Source organism: Corynebacterium spheniscorum (genome assembly GCF_900113445.1).
In the GTDB taxonomy this organism is placed as follows: domain Bacteria; phylum Actinomycetota; class Actinomycetes; order Mycobacteriales; family Mycobacteriaceae; genus Corynebacterium; species Corynebacterium spheniscorum.
The window spans coordinates 60,056-76,124 of the sequence record NZ_FOPJ01000013.1 but is presented as its reverse complement, the minus strand read 5'-3'; the positions used below and the strand labels follow the sequence as shown (position 1 = coordinate 76,124).

14 protein-coding genes, 2 tRNA genes and 2 pseudogenes are annotated in these 16,069 nt (G+C 56.9%); 8 read left to right on the top strand and 10 right to left on the bottom strand.

What is annotated here, in order from left to right; genetic code table 11:
• Nucleotides 1-309, bottom strand: a 309-nt coding sequence (locus tag BMZ01_RS09275; RefSeq protein WP_143067487.1) for a transposase family protein, incomplete at its 3' end; no start/stop codon positions are given.
• A 66-nt stretch (nucleotides 310-375) separates the two neighbouring features.
• Here BMZ01_RS09275 and BMZ01_RS09270 point away from each other — a divergent pair.
• Nucleotides 376-519, top strand: a pseudogene (locus BMZ01_RS09270) (IS256 family transposase); the annotation flags it as partial.
• A 278-nt stretch (nucleotides 520-797) separates the two neighbouring features.
• On the opposite strand, the gene BMZ01_RS09265 reads toward BMZ01_RS09270, so the two are convergent.
• Together BMZ01_RS09265 and BMZ01_RS09260 are read right to left on the bottom strand one after the other, a co-directional pair.
• Nucleotides 798-870 (bottom strand) — tRNA-Ala (locus BMZ01_RS09265).
• Between the two features lie 7 nt (nucleotides 871-877).
• Nucleotides 878-954, bottom strand: a tRNA-Ile gene (locus BMZ01_RS09260).
• A 67-nt stretch (nucleotides 955-1,021) separates the two neighbouring features.
• On the opposite strand from BMZ01_RS09260, the pseudogene BMZ01_RS11415 reads away from it, so the two are divergent.
• A pseudogene (locus BMZ01_RS11415) lies at nucleotides 1,022-1,294 on the top strand (IS256 family transposase); the annotation flags it as partial.
• Between the two features lie 109 nt (nucleotides 1,295-1,403).
• Here the strand turns inward: BMZ01_RS11415 and BMZ01_RS09250 are convergent.
• Together BMZ01_RS09250 and BMZ01_RS09245 are read right to left on the bottom strand one after the other, a co-directional pair.
• Nucleotides 1,404-1,583, bottom strand: a complete 180-nt coding sequence (locus tag BMZ01_RS09250; protein WP_092286703.1) for a hypothetical protein — start codon at nucleotides 1,581-1,583, stop codon at nucleotides 1,404-1,406.
• A 277-nt stretch (nucleotides 1,584-1,860) separates the two neighbouring features.
• A complete protein-coding gene (locus tag BMZ01_RS09245) occupies nucleotides 1,861-3,276 on the bottom strand; it encodes an aldehyde dehydrogenase family protein (RefSeq protein WP_218140948.1) in 1,416 nt (471 codons plus the stop codon).
• 132 nt (nucleotides 3,277-3,408) lie between these two features.
• On the opposite strand from BMZ01_RS09245, the gene BMZ01_RS09240 reads away from it, so the two are divergent.
• Nucleotides 3,409-4,392: an AraC-like ligand-binding domain-containing protein gene (locus BMZ01_RS09240; protein ID WP_223845939.1), complete on the top strand. Its 984-nt coding sequence runs from the start codon at nucleotides 3,409-3,411 to the stop codon at nucleotides 4,390-4,392.
• Nucleotides 4,393-4,570: 178 nt separating this feature from the next.
• Here the strand turns inward: BMZ01_RS09240 and BMZ01_RS09235 are convergent, their stop codons facing one another.
• Entirely contained in the window at nucleotides 4,571-4,915 is a 345-nt protein-coding gene (locus tag BMZ01_RS09235) for a DUF3566 domain-containing protein (protein WP_092286700.1), read from the bottom strand.
• Nucleotides 4,916-7,534 (bottom strand): DNA gyrase subunit A, encoded by a 2,619-nt coding sequence (gene gyrA, locus BMZ01_RS09230; protein ID WP_092286698.1) that lies wholly within the window; start codon nucleotides 7,532-7,534, stop codon nucleotides 4,916-4,918.
• 154 nt (nucleotides 7,535-7,688) lie between these two features.
• Between gyrA and BMZ01_RS09225 the strand changes: the two genes are divergently transcribed.
• From BMZ01_RS09225 to BMZ01_RS09205, 5 genes are all read left to right on the top strand, one after another.
• Complete coding sequence (locus BMZ01_RS09225) at nucleotides 7,689-7,904, top strand: CopG family transcriptional regulator (RefSeq protein ID WP_092286696.1); 216 nt, start codon at nucleotides 7,689-7,691, stop codon at nucleotides 7,902-7,904.
• The gene (locus tag BMZ01_RS09220; protein ID WP_092286694.1) at nucleotides 7,901-8,203 is read left to right on the top strand and encodes a hypothetical protein; all 303 of its coding nucleotides are present in this window, start codon (nucleotides 7,901-7,903) and stop codon (nucleotides 8,201-8,203) included. Before BMZ01_RS09225 ends, BMZ01_RS09220 begins: the two co-directional genes overlap by 4 nt.
• A gap of 497 nt (nucleotides 8,204-8,700) precedes the next feature.
• Nucleotides 8,701-9,708: an LPXTG cell wall anchor domain-containing protein gene (locus tag BMZ01_RS09215; protein ID WP_092286692.1), complete on the top strand. Its 1,008-nt coding sequence runs from the start codon at nucleotides 8,701-8,703 to the stop codon at nucleotides 9,706-9,708.
• Between the two features lie 470 nt (nucleotides 9,709-10,178).
• Nucleotides 10,179-11,204, top strand: coding sequence for an LPXTG cell wall anchor domain-containing protein (locus tag BMZ01_RS09210; protein ID WP_092286690.1), 1,026 nt, complete (start codon nucleotides 10,179-10,181; stop codon nucleotides 11,202-11,204).
• A gap of 219 nt (nucleotides 11,205-11,423) precedes the next feature.
• Nucleotides 11,424-11,876, top strand: a complete 453-nt coding sequence (locus tag BMZ01_RS09205; RefSeq protein WP_143067486.1) for a DUF6918 family protein — start codon at nucleotides 11,424-11,426, stop codon at nucleotides 11,874-11,876.
• A gap of 80 nt (nucleotides 11,877-11,956) precedes the next feature.
• Here the strand turns inward: BMZ01_RS09205 and gyrB are convergent, their stop codons facing one another.
• The 3 genes from gyrB to recF all read right to left on the bottom strand — a co-directional run bounded on the left by gyrB (nucleotide 11,957) and on the right by recF (nucleotide 16,031).
• Nucleotides 11,957-14,011 (bottom strand): DNA topoisomerase (ATP-hydrolyzing) subunit B, encoded by a 2,055-nt coding sequence (gene gyrB, locus BMZ01_RS09200; RefSeq protein WP_092286686.1) that lies wholly within the window; start codon nucleotides 14,009-14,011, stop codon nucleotides 11,957-11,959.
• Between the two features lie 257 nt (nucleotides 14,012-14,268).
• Nucleotides 14,269-14,802: a DciA family protein gene (locus BMZ01_RS09195; RefSeq protein ID WP_092286684.1), complete on the bottom strand. Its 534-nt coding sequence runs from the start codon at nucleotides 14,800-14,802 to the stop codon at nucleotides 14,269-14,271.
• On the bottom strand, nucleotides 14,799-16,031 hold the full coding sequence (gene recF / locus BMZ01_RS09190; RefSeq protein WP_092286682.1) for a DNA replication/repair protein RecF: 1,233 nt from the start codon (nucleotides 16,029-16,031) through the stop codon (nucleotides 14,799-14,801). Before recF ends, BMZ01_RS09195 begins: the two co-directional genes overlap by 4 nt.
• Between the last annotated feature and the right edge of the window lie 38 nt (nucleotides 16,032-16,069).

Genomic DNA, 16,069 nt, shown 5'->3' with positions numbered 1-16,069 from the left:
CTGGTTAGTCCAAGTGGTTACCTGGCAGTCAGGGTTCGGGCAGTACAACCGGTGTTTACGCCACAGCAATGACATGGGCCGGCCGAATACCGGTAGGTCGATATAACGCACCTTCGGGCGGTCTTTGATATACGCACGATCCCCGCACTGCTCACACCGAGGATCATCAAGGGCCTGCTCAATTTCGATTGCCTGAGATGGACCGGTGCGGTGGTAGGCCAAGACGTTGATGTCTTTCAAACTAACCAAATACCGAAGAATCGCGGTAGGCTCGCAGGTGGTGAAGGTTGTTTTTTGTTTATTGCTCACACTCTAAGCATGAACCACCTTCACCCCTTTTTATGCATGACACCCCGCCAGAATCCGAAGAGCCGTCAATCCGCACTTACCACGGCGCAAGAATTGATCACCCACCAAAACGCCACCAATGATGACGGCGTACCTGCAGCATACGACACCGCCATCGACAGCGAATACCAGCACTCAATGGGAATCCAACAAGGCTGGGTAGGAAGCTAAAACACACGCCATCACCCCGGCGACACGCCGGGGAAAAACACACATTTTGTCCTTTAACCCCACTTTTTGTCCATTAACCCTGCTTCATGATGGCTTATGAGATGGAAAAGGCGCGGTGCTTCCTCACCCCGTTCGGGGTTATTTTCCGAGGAATCACACGCGCGCGCGGGAATTCTTTAATCCGCATGGTTTCCCAATCTTCATTGCACATATATTGCACGAGACAACATACGGGGTCTCACTTTATGGGTGTGACCTTTAGATATGGGTTTACCAAGTGGAGCATAGGAGAATCGAACTCCTGACCTTCTGCTTGCAAAGCAGATGCTCTACCAATTGAGCTAATGCCCCAAGTCCGTGGTGGGCCTAGCAAGAATCGAACTTGCGACCTCATCGTTATCAGCGATGCGCTCTAACCGACTGAGCTATAGGCCCTGGAACGAATAGGAACTTTACCCACATACCTATGTTAGGGCAAATCCCCAGCGCAACCGTTATTTTTAAGCACCTATTCAGAGCACACAGAGGACTCAGCACACCACACCAACGCACAGTCATCGACCGGTGGCTATACCTCAAAACGCAAGCTCCGGACGACCCAATACAGATCGCCCGGAGTCAACAATGGGGTCAATCCGCACTTAGCAGGGCGCAAGAATTGATCACCCACCAAAACGCCACCAAAGATGACGGCGCACCTGCAGCATACGACACCGCCATCGACAGCGAATACCAGCACTCCATGGGAATCCAACAAGGCTGGGTAGGAACCTAAAACACACGCCGGGGCCAGCCACACATTTTGTCCTTTAACCCACCACTGGGCCTTCCCAAACGACTAAAGCCCCGACAGGCATCATCACCTATCGGGGTTTTCAATCTTTTTACCGAGCTTCCAGGGCCTGCGGTCGAGCCCAGGTGAACCACGCGACGAAGCGATTAAGTGCTTCTAGCGGAGTGTCAACTCCAAGAGGCGGGTACAGCAGGCCGGCAGAGAAATTAATACCAACAGCCAAGATGCCTGCGTAAACCGATTTAGCCACGGCTTCCAGAACGTGCAACATAATTTAACCTTTCACAAGACTGCAGAGCCAGCGATAGACCCAACTCTCACTGCTACTCGAAGTGGAGGGATAACTGTGACTTCTGTCGCTATTGAGATTAACTCATCGTTGATTCAGGACCACTCCGCGTGGTGAATGCAACCGAAAATAGGGGGTTACTAGCCAGGAACTAAGATCCGGGCCCTCTCCTTCTTTAGCTTCGCCAAACCCGCTGCTTCAATCTTCACGAAAAGGAGTTAATCAGCGTCTAATGGGGGCACGCACCTAAGACCCAGCCTCAGCCATTAACCACCTTCGGGGCCGCCACATTCTTTAACCCTTCAATCCCAAACTCCATGCCCATTCCAGAGCTCTTGATACCCCCGAAAGGAATCCGGGGATCCACGGCACCATGAGCATTAATCCACACCGTGCCGGCTTGAATGCGGGAAGCCACCTCCCGGGCTCGTTCCGGATCCGCTGACCACACAGATGCCCCAAGTCCGGTTTCCAGTTCGTTGGCCCAGGTGATGGCCTGTTCTAGGTCGTGGTAGCGCACAATCGGGAGCGCTGGGCCGAATTGTTCTTCCACCACCAAGCGTGCATGGGGATCAATATCTGCCACCAAGGTGGTGGGATAGAAGAACCCGGGTTGAGAATCCTCTGGGTTGCCGCCCAACAAGATCTTCGCCCCGGCATCCCGGGCTTGGTCGACCAAATTTTTTACGACCTCAAACTGGGCTTTATTTTGCAGCGGGCCAAGCACATTAGCTTCATCAAGGCCGTTACCCATGGGCATCTGTGAAGCGACATCTACCAGTGACTCACACACTGCCTCATAGAGTTCATCCGGCACATACAGCCGCTTCAAAGCCGCACAGGTTTGGCCAGTATTGATGAATGCTCCCCAAAATAGTCCCTCAGCAATCGCCACCGGATCCACATCATCAAGGATGATGCCAGGGTCATTGCCGCCTAGTTCAAGGGTGATGGGATTAAGGTGCTGCGCAGCCGCGGCCATAATGCTTCGGCCCGTGTCGATGGAGCCCGTGAACATGATCTTATTGACTGCGGGATGCTCGCTGAGGGCTTTACCGAGCTGCCCATCACCACACACAATTCCGAGCACACCCTCCGGGATTTCGGTGTTGAGCACCTCAACCAGAGCCAGCACGCTTAAGGGTGTGTACTCAGAAGGCTTCAGCACCACCGTGTTGCCCATGCGCAAAGCTGCGGCTAGCTGCCACACGCTAATCATCATGGGCCAGTTCCACGGGCCAATCGCTGCCACCACTCCTAGAGGCTCATAGTGCATTTCGGCGTAGGTTTCGCCATCATCAACCAGTACTTCCCCGGGGGTAGGAAAATCAGCATTAGCGCGCAACCAGGCGGCACACGCGCCAACCTCAAACCGCGCGTTGGGGCCATTAAGTGGTTTGCCTTGTTCGCGGGAAAGTAACACTGCGAGTTCCTCGGCATGAGCATCAATGGCATCAGCAGCACGGTGCAGAACGCGGGAGCGTTCATCATGGCCACACGCCGCCCATCCAGGCTGTGCCTCGACGGCACGGCGGAGTACTTCTTCCAGATCATCGGTGCTGTGTTGAGGTGCATAAGCGATGAGCTCCGCAGTGGCCGGATCATAAATAGGCGTGCTCTCCCCTCCCCCACCGGGTTGAGTGGCACTAATTTTTTCCAATAAAGACTGCGACATCATTCCTCCAGGTATTCGTGCTGCGTTTGCTCCATCCTCCCGCGGCACTCGCTAAAAAACTTGGCCTGGAATGCACGACTTTTGTCATTAAATGTGGGGCAGGACACACAGGTTGGCTATATGATGGCCAGGGTGGCGGATATATCGGCGGATTTAACGCAATGGCGTAGCTGGATCTCCAAGAGTTTCCCCGGCCTGGAGATCACTTCCACCGAGCCCAATTTCCACGCCAGCGCGGACTATGCGCGCTTAGGGGATGTGGAACTTTTCGCCATGCACACAGATGCCCACCACGTCCGCAGAAGAACGACCCTCAACACAACTCCCGGCGCGACCATGCCTCCCGGTGTGCCCATGCCTCCCGGTGTGCCTGCCACAGCACTATGCAAACTCAGTTTGCAGATCGACGGGCACACGCTGTTGACCCAAGATTCGCGTTCTTGTTGTCTACAGCCCGGTGACTTGGCGTTATATGTGGCTCACCGGCCCTATGAGATTGATTATCCGGGGGCCCAACACAGTTTGGTCATGCTCTTTCCTGAGAGTTATTTGCACTTAAGCCCCGCGCAGCTAGCGGAGATCACCGCAGTGCCAATTTCAAGAGACCATGGTTTAGGGCGCGTCGCCATCCCATTATTTGAAGAACTCACCAAGAACATTGAGTTGCTAGCTGGCCCACATGCACATGCGTTGGTACGCAGTGCCCTGGATATGGTGGTCACGGTCCTGCATGAGCAGGTGAGTTCACAACGCGGTGGGCCGGCCCCCAGCACCCTGCTTTTCCAACGCGCGGTGGACCATATTGCCCAGCACCTGCATGATCCCGACCTCACCCCCACTACCCTGGCGAATCATTTATTTGTTTCGGTTCGCTATGTGCACTCGCTGTTTTCCGATCATGGTTTAACAGTGGCGGCTTATATTCGCCAACAACGTTTGCTGCACATTCACCAGGATTTAGCTGATCCGCGTTATGCGCAGGACACTGTGCAAAGCATTAGCCAGCGTTATGGGCTGCATGATCCTTCCTATGTGTCCAAGGCCTTCCGCGCTGAGTTCCATGAATCTCCCCGAGAATACCGTGGGCGGGTCCTTGGCCGCGCCTCCTCCAGCTAAACCACGCACCCCAAACACATAGCACGCACCCCACAAACACATCCCCACAAACACGCGGAAACCCCGCCCTACCCCCTGCAACAAAGCAGAGGATAAGACGGGGCAAGGCCATCAGGCCACCAAGCCACAAGGCCACGCAGCCATCAAGCCACACAACCGCACCCAAGCGGCCAGCGCTTTAGCTGCGACGTTCGTGCAGCGTCAGGCGAATACCTCCGAAGAGATCCACGATGGCGTTATAGATCACCGCTGCCAGCGGTGCCAGGATGGTCATGAGGATGGCGGCAATCGCACCCACCAGGCTGGCAACAGCCATGACCATGCCGAATCCGACTACTTGGTCTCCACCGACACCGGCGACCACGGAATTTAATTTGTCCCAGATCCCGGCGGTTTGCAGACCGTAGTAGAGCAAAGCGACGGTAATAATCCAGGCCACGAGGGCGACCAGGGACATCGCCAATGCCACGCGGAAGGCGGACATTGGGGAGATCCTTACGACGGAGACCTGTCGGGTTGCCATTTACTTCTCCTCATCGGTGCTGGCGTCAGCAGTGTCTTCGGCACCCTCAACAGATGCTTGTTCACTATCGTCCTGCGGGACGCCATCCGCGTCAACTGCGGTGGCATCGGCCGGTCCTTCGACCTCACCCTTGGCCACAGCTTCAGCGGTTTCTTCGCCCTCGCCTTCCACATTCTTGTCGATGGCCAGCAGCTCCACACCATCTTCCAAGTTCACCAGGCGCACGCCCATGGTGGCACGCGAGCTGGGTCGGATTTGGTTGACTTCGGTGCGGATCACACCACCAGCAGAGGTCATGGCGAAGATCTCATCATCGTCATCCACCGCAATGGCACCAATCAGCTTGCCGCGCTTGGGGGTGTACTTGAAGGTCACCACACCCAAACCACCGCGGCCCTGTGCGGAGTATTCCTCCATTAAGGTGCGCTTGCCATAGCCACCAGAGGTAGCCACCAACAGGAAGGCACCATCGCGCACCACGCACATAGAAAGCAATTGATCATCGCCGCGGAAGCGCATGCCACGCACACCCGCAGTAGCGCGACCCATCGGGCGAAGTTGCTCATCATCAGCGGTAAAGCGGATGGACTGGCCTTCTTCAGAGACCAACAGCAGGTCATCATCAGCGGCGCATAGTGCGGCACCAATGAGGCTATCGCCCTCATTGAGCTTGATGGCAATCAAGCCGCCCGAGCGGTTGGATTCATAATCCAGTAGACGCGACTTCTTCACGCGGCCATGCGCAGTGGCCAGTACCAGGTAAGGCGCATCCTCATAAGACTGGATTTGGATGACCTGCGCAATGCGTTCTTCCGGCTGGAATTCCAGCAGGTTGGCTACGTGTTGGCCACGTGCGGTACGCGAAGCTTCCGGTAGCTCATAGGCCTTGAGGCGATAGACGCGACCAAAGTTCGTGAAGAAGAGGATCCAGTCGTGGGTGGAGGAAACGAAGAAGTGGCGCACCACATCGTCTTGCTTCAACTCCGCACCACGCACACCCTTGCCACCACGCTTTTGGGAACGGTAGGCATCCACCTTGGTGCGCTTGGCATAGCCGGTGGAGGTAATGGTCACCACCACATTTTCCCGGGCAATGAGGTCTTCTTCAGTGACCTCACCGGTGGCTGCAATAATCTGCGAGCGGCGCTCATCGCCGAATTTATCGACGATCTCCTCAAGTTCCTTGCGGATGATCTCGCGCTGACGTTCCGGGCGCGCCAGGATGTCCTTCAGATCAGCGATGCGCTTTTCTAGCTCAGCTAATTCATCAATGATCTTCTGGCGTTCCAGGGCAGCCAGGCGGCGCAGCTGCATCGCCAAAATGGCATCGGCTTGAATCTCATCAATATCCAGCAGCTCGATCAAGCCAACGCGGGCGTCATCAACGGTGGGTGAACGCCGGATTAAGGCAATAACCTCATCCAGCATGTCCAGGGCTTTCACCAAGCCACGCAGCACGTGAGCGCGGCGTTCGGCTTCATCCAGGCGGAATTGGGTGCGGCGCACAATCACATCAACCTGGTGCGCCACGTAGTAGCGCAGCATCTGGTCCAGGCGCAGGGTGCGCGGCACACCATCCACGATGGACAGCATGTTCACGCCGAAGTTGGTTTGCAGCTGCGAGTGCTTATACAAGTTATTGAGCACCACACGCGGCACCGCATCGCGCTTCAAGGTCACCACAATGCGCATACCCACGCGGTCCGAAGATTCATCTTCAATCTTCGCAATACCGGTAAGCTTGCCGGAATTCACCTGCTCCGCAATATTGGCGATCAGGTTATCGGGGTTCACCTGGTAGGGCAGCTCGGTAATCACAATGATCTGGCGATTACCCACCTCTTCAATAGAGGTCACGCCGCGCATACGGATAGAGCCACGACCAGTGGTGTAGGCATCCTTAATGCCCGAGTCACCAACAATCAGCCCAGCAGTGGGGAAATCCGGGCCCTTCACATATTTCATGCAGGCTTCCAGGGCAGACTTCTCATCCGCCTCGGGGTTAGCCAGCAGCCAATAAATCGCATCCGCTAATTCATTGAGGTTATGCGGCGGAATATTGGTGGCCATACCCACGGCAATACCGCCGGAACCATTCATCAGCAGGTTCGGCACACGCGAAGGCAAAACGGTGGGTTCTTGGGTTTTGCCATCGTAGTTGGGCTGGAAGTCCACGGTATTTTCGCGAATATCGCGAACAATTTCCATGGCCAGCGGCGTGAGTTTGCACTCGGTATAACGCATGGCGGCGGGGCCATCATTACCGCGGGAACCGAAGTTACCTTGGCCATCCACCAAGGGATACCGCATATTCCAGGGCTGCGCGAGGCGCACCAGGGTGTCATAAATGGCGCTATCGCCGTGCGGGTGGAATTGACCCATGGTGTCCGCCACCGGGCGCGAAGACTTCACATAGCTGCGCTCGGGGCGATAACCGGAGTCGAACATCGCATAAAGAATGCGTCGGTGCACGGGTTTCATACCATCGCGCACCTCCGGGAGGGCACGGCCAACAATCACCGACATGGCGTAGTCGATGTAGCTGGTTTGCATCTCCTCGTTGATGTCGATGGGGATGATGCGGTCGAAGAGAGTCTCGCCGCCTTGGGAGTCGCTCATGCTTACCTTTTCTGATAGCTCATCGCTGAGGCTGAATACTTAGCGACCTCTTCAGGTCGCAGTCCGCCGGCAATTCTACCCTTAAAAGGCCCCCAGCGGCGTTATAAGCGCCTCCCCCACGCCTACGCGGTATCACTCTGGTATCACTTAGGTTATGGCAATGACGCTCAGATTATCCCCAGAGGTCGACCGCGCACTGGAATTACTCGCCCAAGCCCAAGGCTTAAGCAAACACGAAGCAGTCGTGCGATCCATCCTTTCCGCCGCCGCCCGCGCTGTCCACGACGCTCACGTCGAACGTCTCGCCGCTGATTACCTCCCGGAATACCTCGCCATGCACAAACGGCTAAGCCAAGGTCCCCGCCGATGAGCACCCCGGAAACCTCCACCTGGATCCAGCCGCTGAGTCCCGAACAGCTTTTAAAGATCGCTGACCACTGGTGCGCCCACACGCACGCCCAGGTACAGGATTATTCCGCGCTGGTGGCAGCCTGCGCTGTTATTAATGCCCATATCCACGGCGTCAACCTCCACTCCAATCCCTGCGCCGCCGCGCATTCCTTTTCCCAGTGCCTAAAAAAACTCGCGCCGCTGTCTGCCGGCAACGAGGGCTTCGCGGAACTCTGTGCTCGCGTGTTGTTGGAACTCAACGAGTCTGAGCTGCACTAATTTCGCTTTCCCCGAGATCGGTGTCCCCAGGGCTAGCGACAAGGGCTCGGGTTCACAGAACAACGGTATGCCGCACCACTGTGGTTAGTTAAGGCGAATATCCGAAAAATAGCCGCTATCACCCTCATTTCTGAAACATGCCCCCTTATGTTTGTGAACAAAATGCACGCAATTCACCCCCGAATTAGGTTATTTTCTAGTACCGCTCCAAAACAATGCTTCTGATGTTACTTGAGTGCACTTCTGTGACTAAATTCGACAACGCCGCTGTTCAAACATAAAACATTTTTGTCCAAAACAATCGTTGATCCCCCAGTTCGTGAATTTTTAGTAAATATCGGTTACCAACCCATTGCAGCTGTTAGCGAGATCGCTTACCGTGCTGAGGAAGATCAATCACGATCGAATAACGGTGGGTGAATGAAACTTCATCGCTGCTGGTCACATCCCCGATGTACCTTCACTCGCTTTATCCACTTCAGAGAAAGAGATCCTTCATGTCGCGTCGTATTTCTGCAGCTGTCGTCAGCCTTGCGTTGGCTGGCTCTGCTGCTTTCGTGCCCAACGCTGTGGCCGCCCCGACCAACGCCCCGGTCATCCTGGCCCAGGAAGTTACCGTCCCCGAGGATGCCATCGCTGTCAGCGTTGACACCGACAACCCCCAGGCTGGCGCGCCGACCCTGGAAATGCCGGAAGACGTCACCATCAACGCTCTGACCCCGGTCGAGAACAACGGCAAGCATCGCGTCGACATCAACCCGGATGGCAAGAACATCACCGTCTACCTCTCCGATGATCCGGAGCTGAAGGACACCAAGACCACCTCGCTGTGGACCATCACCCTCACCAACGGTGACGTGATCAACCTGGCCATCTACGCTGATCACACCGAGCAGCCCAAGAAGGTCCCCACCTGCGGTGATCCCATCGACATTGCCCCCGGTGGGACCGCTAGCGGTGAACTTGCGGACCTGACTGCCGCCGATACCCCGCAGTTCGGTCCGGCTGCTCGCAAGGATGGCACCAACTTCGATCCCACGGCTGAAGGCTGGGAGCTGAAGGCTGAAGATAAGACAATCACGGTCACCGCACCTGCAGAGGCTCTGCCCGGTGACGTGATCTCGGTTGTCACCGAAGCTGATCGTGACTGCCTGCTCTTCAAGGTCCCCGGTGAAGAAAACTCCATCCTCGCCGCCCTCGGCATCGGCGCTGCTGCCGCCGCCATCCTGGCTGCCCTAGGCTCCGGCTCCGCAGGTTCCTCCACCGGCGCCCCCGCCGCACCGGCCGATCCCGCTGCTCCGGCCCCGGCTCCGGCTGGCCCGCAGAAGGGCATCGACCCCAAGGCTGCCAAGCCCGCCGCTGAAGGCACCACCCAGCCCACCGCTACCCAAAAGGGCAAGCTCGCCAACACCGGTACCGAAACCGTACTGGCCACCCTCGCAGGCGGCGTGCTCTTCGCCGCCCTCGGCGCCATGCTCATCGCCGGCCGCCGCCGCAGCTTCTAGCCGCAGCGTCTTAGTAATTTCGCTCGAGCCCCTTGCGCACCCCGCAAGGGGTTTGTGCTTTTTCTAGGGATAAACCGATCGGGCAAAAACTGCTCATCCTCAACCCCGAATAACAGAGGTGTATTTTTCACAGGCGCCTGCTTAGTATTTACCCCCGAATTAGGCTAATCGGCGGTCTGGCGCCAAAAAATGTTGCTGATGTTACTTGAGTGAACTGTTCTGGTTAAACAAGACAATGCTGCTGCTCAAGCATAAAACATTTTCGCCTAAAACAGTTAGTGTGTCCTGGCTCCCATAATTTTTAGTAAATACGCGCTGCAACGGTATTGCGAGCCCTAAAAGGATGTCTTACGGTGCTGAGGGAGATCAATCACGATCCCATAACGGTGGGTGAAGAAAGCTTTTGGCTGTCGGTTACATCTCTGATGTTCCTTCACTCGCTCTAGTCACAACAGAGAAAGAGATCCTTCATGTCGCGTCGTATCACTGCAGCTGTCGTCAGCCTCGCGCTGGCTGGCTCCGCAGCTTTCGTTCCCAACGCCGTTGCCGCACCGGCTCCTACCGCGCCGATCATCCTCGCCGCTGATGGCAGCGCCGAAGATCCGTACACCGCTACCCTGACCGCTGATCAGGCCATGATCGAAGGCATCCCCGGCCTGGTTCTGCCCGGCGCCATCACCATCACCGGCGTGGAAAATGTTGGCGAGAACACCGCCAAGCTCATTCTCGAGCCCACCGCCGATGGCAAGAATGTCGCCATCAAGAAGGAAAGCACCGAGCTGACTGGTGTCCAGGAAGGCACCTACAAGCTGCTCCTTTCCAATGGCGGCGAAGCCATCGTGAAGGTCAGCGCTGACTACGGCCCAGCTGAAGAAGCCGAAGAAGAAGAAAAGGTCGTTGACACCAAGACCTGCCAGCTCATCGAGGTTCAACCCGGCGATCAAGCTACCGGCACCATCGATGATCTGACCGATGCCGACAACCCGCACTTCGGCCCCTCCGCTTATAAAGATGGCACCACCTTCGATCCGGGCATGGAAGCCTGGACCTGGTCCGGCGTTAACAACGAGATCACCATCTACGCTCCGGAAGATGCAAAGCCCGGCACCGTTGTTTCCATCGTGACCGAAGCTGATCGTGACTGCCTGCTCTTCAAAGTCCCCGGTGAAGAAAACTCCATCCTCGCCGCCCTCGGCATCGGCGCTGCTGCCGCCGCCATCCTGGCTGCCCTAGGCTCCGGCTCCGCAGGTTCCTCCACCGGCGCCCCCGCCGCACCGGCCGATCCCGCTGCTCCGGCCCCGGCTCCGGCTGGCCCGCAGAAGGGCATCGACCCCAAGGCTGCCAAGCCTGCTGAAGGCACCACCCAGCCCACCGCTACCCAAAAGGGCAAGCTCGCCAACACCGGTACCGAAACCGTACTGGCCACCCTCGCAGGCGGCGTGCTCTTCGCCGCCCTCGGCGCCATGCTCATCGCCGGCCGCCGCCGCAGCTTTTAAGCTCTAAGCGCATAAAAGAGATCTGGGGTTTGCTTCGCGCAAACTCTGGGTCTTTTTTCTTTTCTCGTGATGCCTAATCCCCAGCCCCCTGCCGGGTATTGGTAGGCTGCGCGCCCGCGGTGGGAAGCCGATCTCGGGGGAAGCTCAGCGACTACAGCAGGGGTAAAAGATTTCTTATTTAACGAGGGTTTCGGAGGTGTGCGGGTTAGAATGGCTCGCATGACTAATTTGACCGCTATGTGCGAAGACCCGCAACGCCGCGAAGCTTTGACCACTGACCTGTGTGCTTTGACGAATCAGACTGCCGCGGATCAGTCCGGGTTGAAGGGCATGGCTATTAAGGGTGCTTTGGGTGCCGCGAAGAAGGTTGACTCCAATATTTTGGAGAAGGTCATCAATCGTGTGCAGCCGGAATTGCTCGAGGATTTGCAGCCACATTGGCAGAAGTATCGGGAACAAGAAGGTGCTGCGAACTTTGGGGATTTCTTGGCTGAGCATTCCCATGAGATCGCCGAGCAATTGGTGGCTCTGGCGGATCGTAGTGCCGATAAGATCGATAATCAGGCCCTAGCGAAGGTGTACCAAACGGTGCGCGGGAAGGCCGCGGGGCTGATTGAAGAGGCGCTGCCGGAGATGGGCCGCGTGATTGAGAAGCATATGCAGAGCGCCTAGCACCCACAGCGCCTCTCAACGAACCTGAGAAAAATGCCTCCCCGAAGGGAGGCATTTCTGTTTTCCGGGCGTGCTAGACCCTAGACATCCAGGAAGCGGACGTCCTTGGCCTTGCGGGTAATGAAGCTGCGCCGGGCGGCCACATCATCACCCATGAGGATGGAGAAGAGCTCATCGGCGCGCTGAGCATCGTGGATATCCACGCGGCGCAGCAGGCGGGTGCTGGGGTCCAAGGTGGTCTCCCACAGCTCCGCGGCATTCATTTCACCCAAGCCCTTATAGCGCTGGATGCCATCATCCTTGTTGATCTTGCGGCCCGCGGCCAGGCCCTCTTCGAGCAGCTCATCGCGTTGCGCATCGGAATAAGCGAAGCCCGGTTCGCCCTTCGCCCACTTCAACTTATATAGCGGCGGCTGCGCCAAATACACGTGGCCTTCTTCAATCAGCGCTGGCATGAAGCGGAAGAGCAAGGTGAGAAGCAGGGTGGCGATGTGCTGGCCATCGACATCGGCATCGGCCATCAACACAACCTTGTGATAGCGCAACTTGGAGATATCGAATTCATCATGAATGCCGGTGCCCAGGGCGGTAATAATCGCCTGGACTTCGTTATTCTTCAGCACGCGATCCAAACGCGACTTCTCCACATTGAGGATCTTGCCGCGCAGCGGCAAAATAGCCTGCGTCATGGAATCGCGCCCGCCCTTAGCGGAACCACCGGCGGAGTCACCCTCCACAATGTAGAGCTCGGCTTGCACCGGATCCTTGGAGCGGCAATCCGCCAGCTTGCCGGGCAGACCACCTAGATCCGTGGCAGACTTGCGTCGCACCAGGTCACGGGCCTTACGCGCAGCCATACGGGCATGTGCGGAAGATACCGCCTTATTCACAATGGCTTTAGCTTCAGCGGGGTTGGCTTCTAGCCAGTGCCCAATGTGCTCATGTGCCATGCGGTGCACAAAGGAACGAACCTCGGTATTACCCAGCTTCGTCTTCGTCTGACCTTCGAATTGCGGGTCAGCCACGCGCACGGAAATAACGGCCGCTAAACCTTCACGGCAATCCTCGCCGGTAAGTTTCGCATCCTTTTCTTTGAGCAGCTTATGGTCGCGGGCATAGCGATTCATCAAGCTGGTCAGCGCGGAACGGAAACCTTCCTCATGCGTACCACCTTCAATGGTGTTGATGGTGTTGGCAAAGGTATGCACGGACTCCTTGAAGCCAGAGTTCCACTGCATGGCGATCTCCACCTCGTGGTTTTCGCCCTTGGCTTCAAACCCAATAATCGAGGGGTGGATCTCCGTCTTGGCGCGATTGAGGTGGCGGACATAATCTTCCAACCCATTCGGGTAGTGGAAGACCTTCTTCTTTTCCTTCTTCTTCGGCGCCTTCGGGGCTTCCCCGGCACTGGTGTCCGGGTGCTCCTCATCCGAGGTTTCCGCGGCATCTACTAGCTCAGCGGTTTCGCCTTCTTCGGCGAGCGCTTCTAATTCGAGCTCTTCTTCGGTTACGCGCTTATCCGTCAAAGAAATGGTCAGGCCCTTATTCAGGAAGGCCATTTCTTGGAGGCGGCGCGCAATCGTCTCGTAGTTGAAGTCGACGGTTTCAAAAATCTCGGGGTCCGGCCAAAAACGGATGGTGGTGCCGGTGCCACGCGCATTGCCGCCTTCTTCGAGTTCCTCAGGCAGCGCATTGTTGAAGTTTTGGTACCAGTGCTTGCCTTCGCGTTTAATATCCGCTTCCACTCGGGTAGAAAGCGCGTTGACCACGGAAATACCCACGCCGTGCAGACCACCGGAAACCGCATAGGATTCGGAGTCGAATTTGCCGCCGGCGTGCAGCTGCGTCATGACGACCTGCACGGTGGGCGCCCCGGAGGGGTGCATTTCGACAGGGATACCGCGTCCATCGTCGACGACTTCCACCCCACCATCTTTTAGAAGGGTCACGTCGACCCGGGTGGCGTAACCCGCCATCGCCTCATCGACGGAGTTATCCACTACCTCCCAGACCAGGTGGTGCAGGCCACGGGCACCGGTAGAACCGATGTACATGCCGGGGCGCTTGCGCACCGCCTCCAAGCCTTCCAGGATGGTAATAGATGAGGCGTCGTAATGGTGTTCAGCGTTAGCCACAGAAACCGGTACTCCTCGCATTGAAATTAGTCACAGACCGTTTCATTCTACACTGCTTACCCACCCCCCGGGCCGCACACTCATCGCGTGTGGCACCCCTTCAGACCCCGATTTAAGGAATTCACCTCCCGCAAGCCCCAAAATTTTTGCTTCCCCCGAGACCCGCCGCACCCCGGTTGGGCACACCAGCTTAAGGTCTGGCACAGGCCCACGGCAGACGAAGGTGAAAGTTCCCCCGGCCCGAGATTGCCCAGAGATTAACCATAGGTATCCCGCGGCCCACGGCCTTTCACATGCAGCGGACCTTTGCGCCAACTCGGCGGGCGCGGCCCAAAAATTTTTAGCTCAGTAATAATATTGGGCCCCACCTTGGAAGCGATGGTGGAAAGAATCTGCCGCTGCATCATCCGCAGGTTGGTCGCCCACGCGGTGGAATCACAGGAAATAAAAACAGTCGTTTCCTTAATCATCTCGATATGCGTATGCGCGGCGATTTTCTCGCCCACCAACTCATCCCAATGCGCATGCACCCACCCTTGGGCTAGGTCACGATCCCAGCCGCGCTTCTGGAACTCCACATCCAAAATCGCGCCTAAGGAACTCAATCGTGAAGGTGCCGGCAAGGCCCGCCCATCCGGGCCGGTTGGGCGCCCAACCCGGCGCGGTGTGTTGCTTTTCTTCTGCGGTTTAGCCACGCGCTTCGCTAACGGTGGAAGTTTCTTCGGGCCCACCCTCTTCTTAGCTTCCTCCCGGATCTGCTGGAAAGCCTGCGCAATGGGATCATCGCTCATTGCTCGCTCTCCTGTTCTTCAATCCGGGAGATCCGCTGGCCGTCTTGGTCTTCCACGCCAACCACAAAGCGATGCACCACTTTTTCCCCCAAATTCCCCGGTAAATCCTCATCCACCGCAGCAGTAATGAGCACCTGCTCTGCGCCGGCCGCTAAGTGCACTAGTTTTTCGCGGCGCTTGGCATCAAGTTCAGCGAAGACATCATCCAAGATCAACACCGGATCGCTGCCGGCATCACGCTTTAATAACTCAAACTCCGCGAGCCTTAAAGAAAGCGCAAAGCTCCAGGTTTCACCATGCGAGGCAAACCCCTTCGCCGGATCCTGGCCCAGGCGAAGCACAATATCGTCGCGGTGCGGTCCGGCAAGCGATACTCCGCGATCAATCTCTTTATTTCTTAATGCCCCCAGTTCACTGAGCATCAACGCTTCAATAACGTCCGGGCTGGCGGCTTCCGCGCTGGGGGTATTCATGAGGGTTTCCTCCTCAGCAACCCCCAGGGCGCAAAGATCCACCTTGGATTGATATTCCACACTTGCGGTGCGCGATTCCGGGGCAATGGCCGCGTATGCCGCATGGATTGCTGGTGCTAATTCCCCTAAGAGCGCAATGCGCGCCGCAATCAATTGGGCACCCAGGTGAGAAAGCTGTTGGTCCCACACATCCAAGGTGCTCAAGGCTGCCGCACCATCAGCGGACTCATAGCCGCTGCGCAGCGCACGGCCCGCGGTTTTTAGCAGCGCATTGCGTTGGCGCAATACCTTCTCATAATCCGCCCGCACCCCAGCTAGGCGCGGGTGACGGATGCACATAATGTCATCCACATAGCGGCGGCGTTCCGCAGGTTCGCCGCGTACCAAGGCGAGATCCTCCGGAGCAAAAAGCACGGTACGCAAAACCCCAAGGAGTTCGCGTGGGGATTGTAGGCGGGTGCGGTTAAGCTGCGCGAGGTTCGCGGCATGTGGTTTAAGCAAAAGATGCGCGGTTAATTCCCGACCATGGTTGACCACCGTGGCAGACACCCGAGCATCTTTCATGCCAGAGCGCACCATGGGTGCATCGGTGCTTACGCGGTGGCTGGAGAGGTGCGCGAGGTAGCCGACGGCTTCGACAATATTGGTTTTCCCATAACCATTGCGGCCCACAAAAACGGTGACCCCGGGGCTGAGCGTGATTTTAAGTTCCGGCCAGGAACGAAAGTCGCGTAGATCCAAATGCTGGATATACATGAGTTCCTGACCTTCCCTTAAAACTGCGACAAGCACAG